Here is a 16,952-nt window from a genome sequence, read left to right on the forward strand (position 1 = left end):
GGAAAGCCCGCGCCTCGTGCAAACGCTTATTGATAATTTGTCGATAATTTATCGACAATGTACTCTGTCAACGAATTGTCGTCACCGCTCTTTCCGGATGACGCGTCCCGGATGTGCCGAACCATGCCGAATCCTGAACCCCGCATTTTTCCGCTTGGCGACGAAGCGCTCGTCTGCGAAGCGCCGCCGCCCGCCACGCTGGAAGTCCAGCGCCGCGTGTGGGCCGTGGCCGCGCTTGCGCGCGGCTGGGCGCCGGTGCGCGAAGTGGTGCCGGGCATGAACAATCTGACGATCACCTTCGATCCGCTCGAAGCCGACCGCGCCGCGCTGGCCGCCGCGCTCGAGGACGCCTGGCGCCGCGCCGGGGACGCGCCCGAAACGGGCCGCGAGGTCGAGATTCCCGTGGTCTACGGCGGCGAGGACGGCCCGGACCTCGCCGTGGTCGCCGAACACTGCAAGATGAGCGTCGACGAAGTGGTGCAGCGCCACGCGGCGGGCGTGTACACCGTGTTCTTCCTCGGCTTTCAGCCCGGCTTCGCGTATCTGGGCGGTCTGGCGCCCGCGCTGCACACGCCGCGCCGCCGCGAGCCGCGCCTTGCCGTGCCGGCGGGTTCGGTCGGAATCGGCGGGGAACAAACCGGCGTGTATCCCGCCGCCTCGCCCGGCGGCTGGCAGGTGCTCGGCCGCACGGCGCTCAAGTTGTTCGATCCCGCGCGCAATCCGCCCACGCTGCTGATGCCGGGCGATCGCGTGCGCTTCACCGTCGCACAGGTGCGCGCATGATCGAAGTCGTTCGCGCGGGCCTGCTCACCACGGTCCAGGATCTCGGGCGGCCGGGCTTCCGGCATCTGGGCGTCGCCACGGGCGGCGCGCTCGACACGCTTGCGCTCGAAGTCGGCAACCGGCTCGTCGGCAACCGGCCCGACGCCGCCGGGCTTGAAATCACCTTCGGACCCGTCGCGCTGCGTTTCGCGCGCGCGACGCGCATTGCCGTCAGCGGCACCGAATTCGGCGCCACGCTCGGCGGCAAGCCCGTCTGGTCGTGGTGGAGCCTGCCGGTCGCGGCGGGCGAGGAACTCGTGCTCACCGGCGCGAAACGCGGCATGCGCGCCTACGTGTGCGTGGCGGGCGGCATCGACGTATTGCCGATGCTCGGCTCGCGCAGCACCGACCTCGCGGGCGGCTTCGGCGGCCTTGCCGGGCGCGCGCTCAAGGACGGCGACCGCCTCGCCACGGGCGCCTCGTTCGCGCCGGGCCGCGAGCGCGCGGCGCTCGGCGCGCTCGCGCCCGCCTTCGGCGTGAAAGCGCCCGCGTGGTGCAACTTCGCGTTCCCCAAGGAGCCGCCGCACCGGCGCGGGCGGCATGCGGAAGGCGTGACGGCGCCCTTGCGTGTGCTGCGCGGCCCCGAGTACGGCAGCTTCACGCCCGAGGCGCAGCAGGCGTTCTGGAACGACGAATGGCAGGTCACGCCGAACAGCAACCGCATGGGCTTCCGGCTCGCGGGCACGCCGCTCGAACGCGCCGGCAACGCCGATCTGCTTTCCCACGCCGTGCTGCCCGGCACGATCCAGGTGCCGCCCAACGGCCAGCCGATCGTGCTGATGAGCGACGCGCAAACCACGGGCGGCTACCCGAAGATCGGCGCCGTGATTCGCGCCGATCTCTGGAAGCTCGCCCAGGTGCGCCTGACGGGCGGTCTGCGGTTCGTCGAAACCACGCCGTCCGTCGCGCGCGCGGCGCTCGAGGAGGAACGCGCCTACCTGCGCCAGATCGACGCCGCGATCGCCATGCACGACGAGCGTTACGCGAGCCGGCGGCTTGCGGCGGCATCGGCATCGGCATCGGCATCGAAAAACGTCGCGAGCGCTGCGGCGAACGCGGCGCACGAGGGAACGCCCGACGAAGCCCGCGAGGCAGCAGGCAAGGAAGCGGCGAAAGAAGCGTTGGAAGAAGCGTTGAAGGAAGCGCGGCCCGACGCGTCGCGCGACGCCCCGGGCGCGTCCGCCGCCTGACCCATTTCGCCGCCCGGCGTGGACGGGCGGCACGAGGAGCATCATGAACACCATTGATCTGAACGCCGATCTCGGCGAAGGCTGCGGCTCCGACGAGGCGCTGCTCGATCTCGTCAGTTCCGCCAACATCGCTTGCGGCTGGCACGCGGGCGGCGCGAACGCCATGCGCGAATGCGTGCGCTGGGCCGTCGAAAAAGGCGTGGCGATCGGCGCGCATCCGAGTTTCAACGACCCCGAGAATTTCGGCCGCAAGGAAATGGATCTGCCCGCCGGCGAAATCTACGCGGGCGTGCTCTATCAACTGGGCGCGCTTTCCGCCATCGCGCAGGCCGAGGGCGGCCGCATCGCGCACGTCAAGCCGCACGGCGCGCTCTACAACCAGGCCGCGCGCGACCCGAAGATCGCCGACGCCATCGTGTCCGCCGTGCATGACTTCGACCCTTCGGTGACCGTATTCGCGCTCGCGGGCAGCGGGCTCGTGAGCGCCGCGCGCGAAGCGGGCCTCGTGGCCGTGGAGGAAGTGTTCGCCGACCGCGGCTATCGCGCCGACGGCTCGCTCGTGCCGCGCAGCCAGCCGGGTGCGCTGCTCGACGACGAGGATCTCGTGCTCGCGCGCACGCTCGCGATGATCCGCGAGCAGCGCGTGCAAGCCGTCGACGGCGCGTGGGTGCCGCTCAATGCGCAGACGATCTGCCTGCACGGCGACGGCCCGCACGCGCTCGCGTTCGCGCGCCGCATTCGCGCGGCGCTCGACGACGCCGGCATCGGCATCCAGGCGGCGGGGCCGGCGCAAGGCTAACGCGCCGGGCCACGGTCCGCAGCGCATCGCGGATGACGTATCGCGCGGCGCACGTCGATAAGCGCACATCGACAAGCACACACCGACAAGCACACACCGATAAGCGCGCCAACAAGCGCGCGTCGACAAAAATTCGCCAGGGCAAGGCGCAGTTGTTCTCAGCAGGCAAGCAGTTCCACGAACGGCCGATAGAGCCGGGCAGTCCATGAAGTTCGCCGCGCAAGGCGCAGCAAGCGTCGCGCGGCGGGACCGTTCGCCGCGTTTCGCGGCATTCACGACAAGCCAGAGTGTTTGGAGATCCCATGCAGAGCACTGTCAACTTATGGCCGCTGATCGGCGTTGCCGTCATCGTCGCCGGGTTTTTACTACGCTTCAATCCGATGCTGATCGTCGCCGCGGCGGCCGTCGCCACGGGACTCGCGGCCGGCTTTTCGCCCGCGAGGATACTCGCGGCGATCGGCGCCGGCTTCATCAAGACCCGCAACATCCCGCTCATCATCCTGTTGCCGCTCGCGGTGATCGGCCTGCTCGAACGCCACGGCTTGCGCGAGCGCGCGCAAATCTGGATCGGCAACATCAAGGCCGCGACGGCCGGGCGCTTGCTGATCGTGTATCTGCTCGTGCGCGAACTCACGGCGGCGGTCGGCCTCACGGGGCTCGGCGGCCACCCGCAGATGGTGCGCCCGCTCATCGCGCCGATGGCCGAAGGCGCCACCGAAAACCGCTTCGGCAAGCTTTCGGATGCGGTGCGCCATAAGCTGCGCGCGTACGCGGCCGCCACCGACAACGTCGGGCTCTTTTTCGGCGAGGATATTTTCGTGGCGTTCGGCGCGATCGTGCTGATGGTCACGCTGCTCAAGGAAGCGGGCGTGGCCGTCGAGCCGATCCACGTCGCGCTATGGGGCATTCCCACGGCGATCTGCGCATTCCTGATTCACGGCGCGCGGCTGTGGCTGCTGGATCGCAGGCTGGAAAAGGAACTCGGCGGCGCGCGCGCCGCCGTGGCGTCCGGCGCGGCGCGCAGCGAAGTCGCGAACGACGCCGGCGCCTTGCAGGGAACCGGAGCCGGCGCCAAGGCGCAAACCTCGGGTCGGCAGGAGGACGAAGCATGACGCTCACGCTCAACTGGCTGTTCTGGCTGCTCGGCATCGTGCTGTTGATCGTCGGCGGCATGATCGTGACGGATCGGGAGCACCCGCGCCGTTTCACGGCGGGCGGTTTCTGGCTGCTCTACGCGCTCATCTTTCTCGTCGGCGACAAGCTGCCCGCCGAAGCCGTCGGCGTGGCCGTGCTCGCCATGGCGCTGATCGCGGGCTTCGGCGGCGTGACGGCGGCCAAACCCCGGGTGCTCGCGCTCGAAACGCGCGTCGCGAGCGCCAAGCGTCTCGGCAACAAGCTTTTCGTGCCCGCGCTCACGATTCCCGTGGTCACGGTCGTGCTCACGCTCGCGGCCGGCCATCTCGTGTTCGGCGGCGTCCCGCTCGTCGATCCGAAGAACGTCACGCTGATCGGCTTCGGCATAGGCTGCGTGATCGCGCTCGGCGTGGCGTGCGTCATCACGCGCGACAGCGTCGGCCAGTCGATGAAGGAAACGCGCCGGCTCGTCGACGCGCTCTCGTGGGCGGCCGTGCTGCCGCAAATGCTCGGCATGCTCGGCCTCGTGTTCTCCGACGCGGGCGTGGGCAAGGCGGTCGCGCACCTGACCACCTCGTACATCGACATGGACATGCGCTTCGTGGCCGTGGTCGTGTATTGCGTGGGCATGGCGCTGTTCACGGTCATCATGGGCAACGGCTTCGCCGCGTTTCCGGTGATGACGGGCGGCGTGGGCGTGCCGGTGCTGGTCGGCATCTTCCACGTCAATCCCGCGATGATGGCCGCGATCGGCATGTTCTCGGGCTACTGCGGCACGCTCATGACGCCGATGGCCGCGAACTTCAACATGGTGCCCGCCGCGCTGCTCGAACTGCCCGACAAGAACGCCGTGATCCGCGTGCAGGTGCCCACGGCGCTCGGCATTCTGGCGGCGAACATCGTGCTGCTCAATGCGCTGGGGTTCTCGTGACCCGCTAGCGCCGCGCGACGGATTCGGCGGATTCGACGAACCAGGCCGGCGCGGCCTCGCCCCGCGCCGGTTTTTTATTGGCGCATCGAAGCCGCGTCGAGCGCCTGGAGGAAGTGCGGAAAGTGACGCGCGACGAGCACTTGGGGCAGCAGGTACTGCGGAAAGCTTTTCGACGTGTTCTGCGCGTGCAGCACATGCAGGCACAGGCCGGCGTCGTCGGCGGGCAAGGCGATGCGCGCGCCGCGCGCAAGGGCGGCCGTGGCGAACACGCCGTCTTCGTTGAGCGAACGCGGCTCGAACGGCTGCGCGGCCCACAGGCGCCGGGTGTAGAGATAGCTGAAGCCGTAGCTGAGATGGTTGTCGGCGAACACGGCGGCGGCGTCGGGGAAGTTGAGCGCCGTCATCGGCCGTTCGCTCCAGCAGAAGTGCAGCCCGCTCTTGCGCATCAAATCCCAGTACGCGAACTGGCCGTACACGCGGCTGTAGAGAAAGAACGCGCCGAGCTTGACGAAATCGGCCTCGTGGCGGCGCATCTGGTCGAGCATCGTGCTCAGGTAATGCGGCGCATAGAAGTCGTCGTCGTGGAAATGGGCGATGATTTCGCCGCGTGCGAGTTCGACCGCGAGATTGCGCTTTTCGCCGATCGTCATGCGCGCGGGCAAGTGGCGATACACCACGCGCAGGTCGGCGAGCTGGGTCATGAATGCGCTGGGCGCGTCGCTGTCGTCGATCACGATCCACTCGATCGCGCTCGCCTGCTGCGACGCGAACGAGCGGTAGGCGAACGGCAGTAGCGCGTGCCGATTCCGCGTAGGCGTGATGACGCTCACGAGAGGCGCGCTCGCGGCGGCGGTCGATGGGGGCTGCATGATGAAAAATCCCTGGAACTGCGAAAAACCCGAATGGTAGGTGCGCGGCCCCTGCGTCGATATCGAATTTCGTCTAAATCCGCCGCCGGCGAACACAAACCGAAATCGAGCGCAAAGGGCCGCCGCTTTCGGAGTGCGCTTATCGCGCCGGAGCGGCCGGACTTTTACGGTTGACGATTGCTTGCAAATCCGATTGCTTGCAAATCGGCCGCCGGCCGCGAATCGGAATGGTCGCCGCCGCCATGAAATCGCCCTGTCCCCGATCCTGCATTGCGGCTTCGCCGCCGCGCTCGACGCCCGCGCCGCCGGACCGCGTGCCGCGAAAACGAACGCCCTAGCCCGGATCGACCGTGTAGCCGCGCTGACGCAGCAATTGCAGCACGCCGCGGGGTCCGCCCAGATGCAGCGCGCCCACGGCCACGAACAGCGGCTTGTTCGGCGCCACGTATTGCTGCATGCGCTGCACGAAGCGCCGGTTGCGCGCATAGACGATGCGATAGTCCACCGAAGCCGCCACGCGCGGGTCGTGCGAGAGCTTTTCCGTGCGCGCGGTTTCCCACGCGGCAATCGCATCGGCGTCGCCCACGCGCCAGAGCCGCAGCAAGGTTTGCACGTCGGCCACGTTTTGCGCGGGTGTTTGCGCGAGATCCTGTGCGAGCATTTCGCGCTGCTGCGCAAGCGAGAGATTCGTGAACGCGCGCATCTGCTCGGAAAGCGTTTCGAGCCCGACGATGCGGCGCCCCTTCCAGCGCAGGAACACGTTCTGCAATTGCGCCTCGGTGCCGTATTCGGTTTGCAGGCCGGCGCTCAGCGAATCGTAGGTTTCCACCAGCAGCGAGGCGAGCCACGGCCGCATCTTGCGGATTTCCGCGAGCGCGTCGGGGTTGCCGCGCATGCGCGCCTCGAGCTTCTGCCATAGCGGCTCGGGCAAAAGGCCGGGCAAACAGGGGCGGCGGCATACGCCGTAGCGCGAAACGTCGTCCTGCGAGACGAGCAGATCGTCGGGCGAAAGTTCGAGCGCCATGATCGGCGAGGCCGCGAGCGCCGCGAGGACGGGCTTGCGAAACGGCTGGCCCGGCGGATAGTCGGCGGGGTCGCCCACATGCAGCGTGCCGAGCAGATAAATGGTGACGTTGCCGCGCGTCGCGACATAAAACGGCATGCGCGCGGGCTGCCTGCGCACCGGGCCGCCCGCCGTGGTGCCCGAGGCGTAGCTGGGCACGGCGGGCGCGGGATGAAAGCCGGGAATGGCGTTGGTGGAGGGCGTGGGCGAAAGCGGCACCGGCGTGCGCGCCGCGGCGCCCGCCGCACGCGCGACCGGCACGAAGCCGCGCGCGTGGAACAACACGTCGACGGCGCCCACGAACGACGCACAAGCCGACGCCCAAGCCGACGTCCCAGCCGACGCCGGCGCGAGCGCACACGACGGCGCGCCGCCCTGCGCCCGCGCGAGCCGCCACGGCCGCTCCAGCGCCGGCCCGCACGCCACCGCCAGCGCGAGCGCCGCGCCGAACACGTAGCGCGCGCCACGCGTCCTGCGCCATCGCGCGCACAGCGCCGCCACGGCCATGGCGGCGCTCGAAACGACCCACGACAACAGGGAAATCACGGCGCGACGGCCGCCTCCCGGCTGGCGGCGCGTCAAGCGGCGCGCCGCCGTCGTATCAGGCCGGCATCGGCCGCCCATCCTCTTCCCCCACCTCCTCAGCACGATGGCAGGATACCTGACGCCCATCGACTTCGCGAAGTTGCGGCACCTCGCTGCGGCATCGCTCGATCGCATACGGGCAGCGCTGATGGAACGTGCAGCCCGAAGGCGGGTTGAGCGGCGAAGGCAGTTCGCCTTGCAGCTTGATCTTCACGCGGCGGTCTTCCTCGAAGATCGCGGGCGTGGCCGAAAGCAGCGAACGCGTGTACGGATGGCGCGGCCGCGAGATCACCGTTTCCTTGTCGCCGAGTTCCGCCACGCCGCCGAGATACATCACCATCACGTCGTCGGCGATGTGTTCGACCACGGCCAGATTGTGCGAGATGAACACGTAGCTGGTGCGGAACTGCTCCTGCAAGTCCATGAACAGATTCAGGATCTGCGCCTGGATCGAGACGTCGAGCGCGGACACGGGTTCGTCCGCCACCACGATCTGCGGATCGAGAATCATCGCGCGCGCGATCGCCACGCGCTGACGCTGGCCGCCCGAGAACATATGCGGATAACGCTTGGCGTGCTCGGGCCGCAAACCGACGATGCGCATCATGTGCGCGATGCGGTCCGCGCGCTCGCTGGCCGTGAGCCGCGTATTGATGGCGAGCGGCTCGCCGAGCGTCTGCTCCACGGTCTTGCGCGGATTGAGCGAGGCAAACGGGTTCTGGAACACCATCTGCACGCGGCGGCGCAGCGCCGCGATCTTCGCGCCGCCGGCCTGCGCAACGTCCTCGCCGTCGACGGTGAGCTTGCCCGAGGTGGGCGGCTCGATCATCGTGAGCTGGCGCGCGAGCGTCGACTTGCCGCAGCCCGATTCGCCGACCACGGCCAGCGTGCGCCCGCGCGTGAGCGAGAACGACACGCCGTTGAGCGCCTTCACGGTGCCCGTGCCGAACATGCCGCGCTTCACGGTGTAGTGCTTTTTCAGATCCTCGGCGACGAGCACCTTGTCGTCGTCGCGTGCGTCGCCGCGAGGTGGGGATGACAGGACTGCGTTCATCGCGCGCCTCCATTCGAATGTTGAACCGCCGCGCCGCCGCTTGCGCCATTTGTACCGCTTGCACCGCCTGCACCGCCCGCGACGTTCAGCGGCTTGATGCAGCGAACCCGCGCGAGGCCGCTTGCGTCCGCGACCGGATCGAGCGGCGGGCGCGCCTTCGTGCAATCGTCGACAACGTACTTGCAGCGCGGCGCGAACAGGCAGCCGCCGGGCCGGTCGTCGCGGCCCGGCACCATGCCCGCCAGCGCCGCGAGCCGCGCCGCGCCCTTGTTGTGCTCGGGAATCGCGGCCAGCAGCGCTTCGGTGTACGGATGATGCGGGCGCGAGAAGATATCGGGCACGCGGTTGGTTTCGATGATCTCGCCCGCGTACATCACGGCCACGCGCTGCGCGACTTCGGAAACCACGGCGAGGTCGTGCGAAATCAGCACGAGCGCCATGCCGCGCTCCTTCTGCAAGCGCACGAGCAGTTCCATGATCTGCGCCTGAATGGTCACGTCGAGCGCCGTGGTGGGCTCGTCGGCGATCAGCAACTTCGGGTTGCAGGCCACGGCCATCGCGATCATCACGCGCTGGTTCATGCCGCCCGACATCTGGTGCGGAAAGTTGTCGATGCGGTTCTTCGCGTCGGGAATGCCCACCTGGTCGAGCAGTTCGAGCGCGCGCGCGTTGAGCGCCGCGCCGCGCAAGCCCTCGTGCAGCCTCAGCACTTCCTTGATCTGATAGCCGACCGTGTAGCTCGGGTTCAGGCTCGTGAGCGCGTCCTGGAACACCATGGCGATGTCCTTGCCGACGATGCGGCGGCGCTCGCGGCCCGTGGCGTTGAGCAGGTCGCGGCCGTCGAACGTGACCGAGTCGGCCGTGACCTTGCCCGGCGCGTCGATCAGGCCCATGAGCGCCATCATCGTGACGCTCTTGCCCGAGCCCGATTCGCCGACGATGCCGAGCACCTCGCCCGGCGCCACGGAAAGATTCACGCGGTCGACGGCGGGCAGGCCGTTGAAGTTCACGGCCAGGTTGCGGATAGTAAGCAGGTCATCCATGTTCAGGCCATCCGTTTCAGCTTGGGATCGAGTGCGTCGCGCAGCCCGTCGCCGAGCAGGTTGATCGCGAGCACCGAGATCAGGATCGAGAGGCCGGGCATCGTGACGATCCACCATGCGCTGTCGATGTAATCGCGCGCCGAGGCGAGCATCGCGCCCCATTCGGCGGCGGGCGGCTGCACGCCAAGGCCCAGAAAGCCCAGCGCGGCCGCATCGAGAATCGCCGAGCTGAAGCCGAGGGTGGCCTGCACGATCAGCGGCGCGGTGCAGTTGGGCAGCACTTGCGAGAACATCAGCCGCAGCGTGCCCGCGCCCGCCACGCGCGAAGCGGTCACGTATTCCTTGTGCAGTTCGCCCAGCGCGGAGCCGCGCGTGAGACGCACGTAGCCGGGCAGCGCGACGATGGCGATCGCGAGCATGGTGTTCGTGAGACCGGGGCCGATGATCGCGACCACGGCCACCGCGAGCAGCAGCGAAGGCAGCGCGAGCAGCACGTCCATGAGACGCATGATCGGCGTATCGGCCCATTTCTCGAAGAACGCGGCCACGAGGCCGAGCACGATGCCGGGAATCAGCGCGAGCACGACCGAAACGCAGCCGATCCACAGCGAAAGCCGCGCGCCGTACATGAGACGCGAAAGAATGTCGCGGCCGGCTTCGTCGGTGCCGAGCACGAACTTCCAGTTGCCGCCGTCGAGCCAGGCGGGCGGAATCTTCACGTAGTCCCGGTATTGCTCGATCGGGCTGTGCGGCGCGATCAGCGGCGCGAAGATCGCCACGAAGATCAGCAGCAGCACGATCACGCCGGCGCCCACGGCGCCCTTGTTGCGCGAGAAGTTCGCCCAGAATTCGCGCAGCGCCAGCGTGCGGCCCGAAGGCGGCGTGACCGCGCGAGGCGCGGTGTTCTGAATGTCAGCCATCATGCCTCCTTCGCGCAGTCGTTGTGTTGTGGGGTTTGCATCGTCATGGCGCGGTTACCTCGTATGTCGAATGCGCGGGTTGAGCACGCCGTACAGCAGATCGACGACGAGATTCACGACGATCACGAGCGTCGCGATCATCAGAATGCCGCCTTGCACCACGGGATAGTCGCGGCGGGCAATGGCGTCGATGAGCCACTTGCCGATGCCGGGCCACGAAAACAGCGTTTCGGTGAGCACCGCCCCCGCCAGCAACGTGCCCACCTGCAAGCCGATCACGGTCACGACCGGAATGAGCGCGTTGCGCAGCGCATGCACGACGATCACGCGCGCGCGCGACAGACCCTTCGCGCGCGCCGTGCGGATGTAGTCCTCGCGCAGCACTTCGAGCATCGACGAACGCGTCATGCGCGCGACCACGGCGAGCGGAATGGTGCCGAGCACGATGGACGGCAGGATCAGGTGCGAGAGCACCGAGCGGAACGAGCCTTCGTCGGTGCCGGGCAGCAGCGAGTCGATCAGCATGAAGCCCGTGACGTGCGGAATGTCGAATTCCACGGCGATGCGGCCCGAAACCGGCGTCCAGCCCAGCTTCGACGAGAACACCATGATGAGGATGAGCCCCCACCAGAAGATCGGCATGGAGTAGCCGGTGAGCGCCGTGCCCATCACGCCGTGATCGACCACGGTGCCGCGCCTGAGCGCCGCGAACACGCCCGCGGGCAGGCCGATCACGAGCGCGAAAACGAGCGCGCAGATCGACAGTTCGACGGTGGCCGGAAAGCGCGCGAGGAACTCGCCCATCACGCTCGTGTTCGTGATGATGGAGGTGCCGAGATTGCCTTGCAGCGCGCGGCTCACGTAGTGGAAATATTGCAGCGGCAGCGGCTCGTCGAGCCCGAGGCGGTGCATGGCCTCGGCGTGCATCTGCGGGTCGACGCCGCGCTCGCCCATCATCACTTCGATGGGGTCGCCCGGAATCAGGTGAATGAGCGCGAACGCCAGGATGGTGATGCCGATGAACGTGGGTATCACCATGCCGACGCGGCGCAATACGAAGCGGAACATGTGGTGTTCCCCCGAAAGCATGAATTGAAACGCAACCGGCGACAGGGGCTTGTGACCCCGGTCGCCGGACCTTATTCCGACCAGTTTTCTATGTGTGCGAGAACGGTTGGAAGCCTGCTCGATCAGATTACTGCATGCCCACGCCGTCGAAGCGCGCGTAGCCGAGCGGCTCGATGCGCATGTCGGTCACCTTCTTGCTGACCGGCTGATAGACCGTCGAGTGCGCGATCGGCGAGAACGGCAGTTGATCCGCGAAGATCTGCTGCGCCTGCGTGTAGAGCTTCGTGCGCTGCGCCTGATCCGAGGTCTGGCGGCCCTTTTGCACCAGTTCGTCGAACGGCTTGTAGCACCACTTGCCGAAGTTGTTGCCGTTCACGGCCTCGCAGCCGAGCAGCGTGCCGAGCCAGTTGTCCGGGTCGCCGTTGTCGCCGGTCCAGCCGATCAGCATGGCGTCGTCCTCGCCCGCGTGCGCGCGCTTGATGTACTCGCCCCACTCGTACGTGACGATCTTCGCCTTCACGCCGATCTTGGCCCAGTCGGCCTGGATCATTTCGGCCATCAGGCGCGCGTTCGGGTTGTAGGCGCGCTGCACCGGCATGGCCCACAGCGTGATCTCGAAGCCGTTCGGCAGGCCGGCCTTCGCGAGCAGCGCCTTGGCCTTGGCCGTGTCGTACGACGCGGCCTTCAGGTTCTTGTCATAGGACCATTGCGTGGGCGGCATCGGGTTGGTCGCGAGCTGGCCCGCGCCCTGGTACACCGACTCGATGATCGCCTTCTTGTTGATCGCCATGTCGAGCGCCTGGCGCACTTCCGGCTTGTCGAGCGGCTTGTGCTCGACGTTGTACGACAGATAGCCGAGGTTGAAGCCCGGCTGCGACGGCATCGCGAGGTTGGCGTCGGCCTTCAGCGGCGCGATGTCGGCGGGACGCGGATAGCTCATCACCTGGCATTCGTCGCGCTTGAGCTTCTGCACGCGCACGCTCGCGTCCGGCGTGATCGAGAAGATCAGCTTGGAGAGCTTGACCGCGCCCGGCTTCCAGTAGTCGGGGTTGCCGTCGAAGCGGATGGTCGCGTCCTTCGTGTAGCTCTTGAAGATGAACGGGCCGGTGCCGACCGGATACTGGTTGATGTCGGCGGCCTTGTTCGCCTTGAGGAGCTGGTCGGCGTATTCGGCCGAGAGGATCGACGCGAATTCCATCGCCATGTTCTGGATGAACGGCGCGTTCGGCTCGTTGAGCGTGAACTTCACGGTGTACGGGTCGACCTTCTCCACCTTGGCGATGAGCTTGTCGAGGCCCATGTCGGTGAAGTACGGGAACGAAACCGGGTACGCCTTGCGGAACGGCTGGTTCGGGTCGAGCATGCGCTGGAACGTGAACACCACGTCGTCGGCGTTGAATTCGCGCGTGGGCTTGAAGAACGAAGTCGTCTGGAACTTCACGCCGTGACGCAGATGGAACGTGTAGGTCTTGCCGTCGGGGGAAACGTCCCACGATTGCGCGAGACCCGGTTCGACCTTCGTGCCGCCGCGCTCGAATTCCACGAGGCGGTTGTAGACGGTGAACGTGTTCGCGGTGAAATCGACGCCGGTGGTGTATTGCGCGGGGTCGAAGCCGGCGGGGCTGCCTTCGGAACAATAGACGAGCGTTTTGTTCGGAATGCTGCCCGCGGCATGCGCGAGCGGGGCTTGTGCAATCGATGCCGCTGCGAGCGCCACGAGCGATGCCATTCGTGCAGCGCGCAACAGTTTGTTTTCTTTCATGTTTCCTCCAGTTCAATGCCGGCCGGAGCCGGCGTAGCGCGATCTTACCGAGCGCGCGCCGGTGTCACAAGCCAGCCAAAAAGCCCGGCCGCCTGTGGAAAACGCCGGGTTGACAGCCCGGCGCGCCGCGGATTGTTGCACCGCACCGCGACGCCTTGCGCGTTTTTCTTGCCGTTTCATGCGGGAAGTCGGCCGAACGTGACCTTACCGCGCCGATGGGTTTCGTGCCGCCACGGCGTTGTGCCGCCCGCGTGGCGTGCGATGAAACGGGCTGGCGGCCTGCGCTTTCGAGGTACGGCCGCGGCGGCGCGCCCCGGCCGGTTCCTGCCTCGCGATTTCGCGATTGCATGCGCAGCCCCTGCGCGCGGCGTCCCGGCGCGGCAGCGCGCCACGAGCGCCGTCACGGCATCGGCATCGGCATCGGCATCGGCATCGCCATCCCCATGATTGGCGCCGTCGCGGCGCGGCGAATTCAGACAAGCGGGCGCGCGCGAGCAGCGAAAACCGCGCGCGAGCGCGAACGCGCTCATTCAGTATGCATCGGGACGCGTGAACGGCCTTTGTAGGGAAATGTCTCTAAAGCGCGCGAAAGGGCTCGAAAGGATGCAATCATCCGATGCCTGAAAATCGAACGTGCCTTGACTCAGAACAAGTTCGCACGCACCGCTCCCGCCATGCCCCGCCGTCGCGACGCGCAGGTTTGCCGTTAGCGCACCGCCTCGCTGGTCTGCACGCCCGCGCAAGCCGCCATGCGAGCGAAATCCGCATGTCATAAAAAATCGCGCGGGCCGCAACAGCGGCACCGCGCGGTTTTCGTGCGGCGTCGGCGCGAAAACGCGAGACGCCCGGAAACGTTCAACGAGCCATCTATCGCGCGAGCAACCGCTCGCAGATCGCCTTCGAAGCCGTCGCCGCGTTGAGCGTGTAGAAGTGCAGACCCGGCACGCCCGCGTCGACGAGACGGCGGCACAGGTCCGTCACCACGTCGAGCCCGAACGCGCGGATCGACTCGCGGTCGTCGCCGAAGCTTTCCAGACGTTTCGCGATCCAGCGCGGCACTTCCGCGCCGCACATGTCGGAAAAGCGCATGAGCTGCGAGTAGTTCGTGATCGGCATGATGCCCGGCACGATGGGAATGTCCACGCCCAGCTTGCGCGCGTCGTCGACGAAACGGAAATACGCGTCGGCGTTGAAGAAGTACTGCGTGATCGCCGAATCCGCGCCCGCTTTCACCTTCTGCGCGAACGCTTCGAGGTCGTGGCGCGGCGAGCGCGCCTGCGGGTGGTACTCGGGATACGCGGCCACTTCGATATGGAACGCGTCGCCGGTTTCCTGGCGAATGAACGCGACCAGTTCCGACGCGTAGCGCAGCTCGCCCACTTCGCCCATGCCCGAAGGCAGGTCGCCGCGCAGCGCGACGATATGGCGAACGCCGTGCGAGCGGTATCGCCCGAGAATCTCGCGCAGGCTCTCTTTCGAGGAGCCGATGCACGAGAGGTGCGGGGCCGCGTCCACGCCCGCCTTCTTGATGTCGACGACGGTGTCGAGCGTGCCCTGTTGCGTGGAGCCGCCCGCGCCGAACGTCACCGAAACGAATTTCGGATCGAGCGTCGCAAGCTGCTCGCGCGTGGCGCGCAGCTTCTCGACGCCGTCCGGCGTTTTCGGCGGGAAAAATTCGAATGAGAGTTCGATCGGTTTCATGATGAATGGGCCGCGTTGATAAGGCCGCCTGCGTGCGTCAGCCGAGGCTGCGGTTGCCGAAGATCAGCGCCGAAAGCAGCCACGACACGATGCTGTACAGAATCGAGCCGAAGAACGCCGACCAGAACCCCGACACCTCGAAGCCCTTGAGCAGCGAAGCCGCGAGCCAGAAGCACAGCGCGTTCACCACGAGAATGAACACGCCGAGCGTGAGGATCGTCACGGGCAGCGTGAGCACGATCAGCACGGGGCGCAGCACGGCGTTGATGAGGCCGAGCACGACCGCGACGATGAGCGCGGTGCCGAAGCTGCGGATGTGGATCGACGGAACGAGCCACGTGATGATCAGGAGCGCGAGCGCGTTGATGAGCCAGGTCAGCAGCACGGTCATGGTGATTCCTCTTGCGTCGTTGACGGGAAGCGTGCCCGCGCGTTCGGGCGCGAGCGTTTGGACAGCATCGGGTGGATCGCTTAACGGCGGCTTAAAACGGCAAGCCGCGTTGTATCGCACTGTAACCGGCAAGCGCCCGGAGCCGGCGCGCGTGCGCCCGCTCCGGACCGGCGCGGCAACCGCTTAGTAGCGATAGTGGTTCGGCTTGAACGGACCGTTCTTGTCCACGCCGATGTACGAAGCCTGGTCGTCGGACAGCACGGTCAGGTTCGCGCCGATGCGCGCGAGGTGCAGGCGCGCGACCTTTTCGTCGAGATGCTTCGGCAGCACGTACACCTTGTTCTCGTACTGGTCGCCGCGCGTGAACAGTTCGATCTGCGCGAGCGTCTGGTTCGTGAACGAGTTCGACATCACGAACGACGGGTGGCCCGTGGCGCAGCCGAGGTTCACGAGGCGGCCTTCGGCCAGCAGGATCACGCGCTTGCCGTCCGGGAAGATGATGTGGTCGACTTGCGGCTTGATGTTGTCCCACTGGTACTGGCGCGTGGACGCGACGTCGATTTCCGAGTCGAAGTGGCCGATGTTGCAGACGATCGCGTTGTGGCGCATCGCCTTCATGTGGTCATGGCCGATCACGTGGTAGTTGCCCGTGGCCGTCACGAAGATGTCGGCCTTGTCGGCGGCGTATTCCATCGTCACGACACGGTAGCCTTCCATCGCTGCCTGCAACGCGCAGATCGGGTCGATTTCCGTGACCCACACCGTGGCGCCCAGGCCGCGCAGCGACTGCGCGCAACCCTTGCCCACGTCGCCGTAACCGGCCACCACGGCGATCTTGCCCGCGATCATCACGTCGGTCGCGCGCTTGATGCCGTCCACGAGCGACTCGCGGCAGCCGTACAGGTTGTCGAACTTCGACTTCGTGACCGAGTCGTTCACGTTGATGGCCGGGAACGGCAGGCGGCCGTCCTTTTCCATCTGATACAGGCGATGCACGCCCGTGGTGGTTTCTTCCGTCACGCCCTGGATGTGCGCGAGGCGCGTGGAGTACCACGTCGGGTCGGCGTCCAGATGCTTTTCGATCGACTTGTACAGCGCGACTTCTTCCTCGTTCGTGGGCTTGCCGATGACCGAGCGGTCCTTCTCGGCCTTCGAGCCGAGGATCAGCAGCAGCGTGGCGTCGCCGCCGTCGTCGAGGATCATGTTGGCGAATTCGCCGTTCGGCCATTCGAAGATGCGGTGCGAGAACTCCCAGTATTCGTCGAGCGACTCGCCCTTGAACGCGAACACCGGCGTGCCGCCCTGCGCGATGGCCGCGGCGGCGTGATCCTGCGTCGAGAAGATGTTGCACGAGGCCCAGCGCACGTCGGCGCCCAGCGCCTTGAGCGTTTCGATCAGCACGCCCGTCTGGATGGTCATGTGCAGCGAGCCGGCCACGCGCGCGCCCTTGAGCGGCTGCTGCGCCTTGTACTCTTCGCGAATCTGCACGAGGCCCGGCATTTCGGTTTCGGCGATGTCGAGTTCCTTGCGGCCCCAGCCGGCAAGCGCCATATCGGCGACGACGAAATCCTTGGCTTGATCTTGCGGAATTGCGGCGTTCATCACGCCCTCCTTTCTAAA

15 protein-coding genes and 1 pseudogene are annotated in these 16,952 nt (G+C 67.0%); 5 read left to right on the forward strand and 11 right to left on the reverse strand.

What is annotated here, in order from left to right; genetic code table 11:
• Positions 1-123: 123 nt before the first annotated feature.
• The 5 genes and pseudogenes from pxpB to U5805_RS18115 all read left to right on the forward strand — a co-directional run bounded on the left by pxpB (position 124) and on the right by U5805_RS18115 (position 4,876).
• A complete protein-coding gene (gene pxpB / locus U5805_RS18095) occupies positions 124-783 on the forward strand; it encodes a 5-oxoprolinase subunit PxpB (RefSeq protein WP_322104867.1) in 660 nt (219 codons plus the stop codon).
• Positions 780-1,829: pseudogene (locus U5805_RS18100) on the forward strand (biotin-dependent carboxyltransferase family protein); the annotation flags it as partial. The gene pxpB and the pseudogene U5805_RS18100, both read left to right, overlap by 4 nt.
• Before the next feature lie 226 nt (positions 1,830-2,055).
• Complete coding sequence (gene pxpA / locus U5805_RS18105) at positions 2,056-2,811, forward strand: 5-oxoprolinase subunit PxpA (protein ID WP_322104868.1); 756 nt, start codon at positions 2,056-2,058, stop codon at positions 2,809-2,811.
• A gap of 302 nt (positions 2,812-3,113) precedes the next feature.
• Positions 3,114-3,923 carry a DUF969 domain-containing protein gene (locus U5805_RS18110; RefSeq protein WP_322104869.1) on the forward strand — a complete coding sequence of 270 codons (810 nt, stop codon included), beginning with the start codon at positions 3,114-3,116 and terminating at the stop codon, positions 3,921-3,923.
• Positions 3,920-4,876 carry a DUF979 domain-containing protein gene (locus U5805_RS18115; RefSeq protein ID WP_322104870.1) on the forward strand — a complete coding sequence of 319 codons (957 nt, stop codon included), beginning with the start codon at positions 3,920-3,922 and terminating at the stop codon, positions 4,874-4,876. Before U5805_RS18110 ends, U5805_RS18115 begins: the two co-directional genes overlap by 4 nt.
• A gap of 74 nt (positions 4,877-4,950) precedes the next feature.
• Here the strand turns inward: U5805_RS18115 and U5805_RS18120 are convergent, their stop codons facing one another.
• From U5805_RS18120 to ahcY, 11 genes are all read right to left on the reverse strand, one after another.
• Entirely contained in the window at positions 4,951-5,745 is a 795-nt protein-coding gene (locus U5805_RS18120) for a glycosyltransferase family 2 protein (RefSeq protein WP_322104871.1), read from the reverse strand.
• A gap of 334 nt (positions 5,746-6,079) precedes the next feature.
• Positions 6,080-7,354, reverse strand: a complete 1,275-nt coding sequence (locus tag U5805_RS18125) for a TraB/GumN family protein (protein ID WP_322104872.1) — start codon at positions 7,352-7,354, stop codon at positions 6,080-6,082.
• Positions 7,355-7,409: 55 nt separating this feature from the next.
• Positions 7,410-8,447 carry a peptide ABC transporter ATP-binding protein gene (locus U5805_RS18130; protein ID WP_322104873.1) on the reverse strand — a complete coding sequence of 346 codons (1,038 nt, stop codon included), beginning with the start codon at positions 8,445-8,447 and terminating at the stop codon, positions 7,410-7,412.
• Positions 8,444-9,490 carry an ABC transporter ATP-binding protein gene (locus U5805_RS18135; RefSeq protein WP_322104874.1) on the reverse strand — a complete coding sequence of 349 codons (1,047 nt, stop codon included), beginning with the start codon at positions 9,488-9,490 and terminating at the stop codon, positions 8,444-8,446. The genes U5805_RS18130 and U5805_RS18135 overlap by 4 nt, the downstream gene beginning before the upstream one ends.
• A 2-nt stretch (positions 9,491-9,492) precedes the next feature.
• Positions 9,493-10,410, reverse strand: coding sequence for an ABC transporter permease subunit (locus U5805_RS18140; protein ID WP_322104875.1), 918 nt, complete (start codon positions 10,408-10,410; stop codon positions 9,493-9,495).
• Between the two features lie 54 nt (positions 10,411-10,464).
• Positions 10,465-11,478, reverse strand: a complete 1,014-nt coding sequence (locus tag U5805_RS18145; RefSeq protein ID WP_322104876.1) for an ABC transporter permease subunit — start codon at positions 11,476-11,478, stop codon at positions 10,465-10,467.
• A gap of 127 nt (positions 11,479-11,605) precedes the next feature.
• Positions 11,606-13,240 (reverse strand): ABC transporter substrate-binding protein, encoded by a 1,635-nt coding sequence (locus U5805_RS18150; protein WP_322104877.1) that lies wholly within the window; start codon positions 13,238-13,240, stop codon positions 11,606-11,608.
• 176 nt (positions 13,241-13,416) lie between these two features.
• Positions 13,417-13,770, reverse strand: a complete 354-nt coding sequence (locus tag U5805_RS18155; protein WP_322104878.1) for a hypothetical protein — start codon at positions 13,768-13,770, stop codon at positions 13,417-13,419.
• A 337-nt stretch (positions 13,771-14,107) separates the two neighbouring features.
• Complete coding sequence (metF, locus tag U5805_RS18160) at positions 14,108-14,941, reverse strand: methylenetetrahydrofolate reductase [NAD(P)H] (RefSeq protein WP_322104879.1); 834 nt, start codon at positions 14,939-14,941, stop codon at positions 14,108-14,110.
• Between the two features lie 37 nt (positions 14,942-14,978).
• On the reverse strand, positions 14,979-15,332 hold the full coding sequence (locus U5805_RS18165; protein ID WP_322104880.1) for a phage holin family protein: 354 nt from the start codon (positions 15,330-15,332) through the stop codon (positions 14,979-14,981).
• Positions 15,333-15,515: 183 nt separating this feature from the next.
• Positions 15,516-16,934 carry an adenosylhomocysteinase gene (gene ahcY / locus U5805_RS18170; protein ID WP_322104881.1) on the reverse strand — a complete coding sequence of 473 codons (1,419 nt, stop codon included), beginning with the start codon at positions 16,932-16,934 and terminating at the stop codon, positions 15,516-15,518.
• Between the last annotated feature and the right edge of the window lie 18 nt (positions 16,935-16,952).

Origin of the sequence: Paraburkholderia sp. J41 (assembly GCF_905220235.1) — a bacterium.
GTDB lineage: Bacteria > Pseudomonadota > Gammaproteobacteria > Burkholderiales > Burkholderiaceae > Paraburkholderia.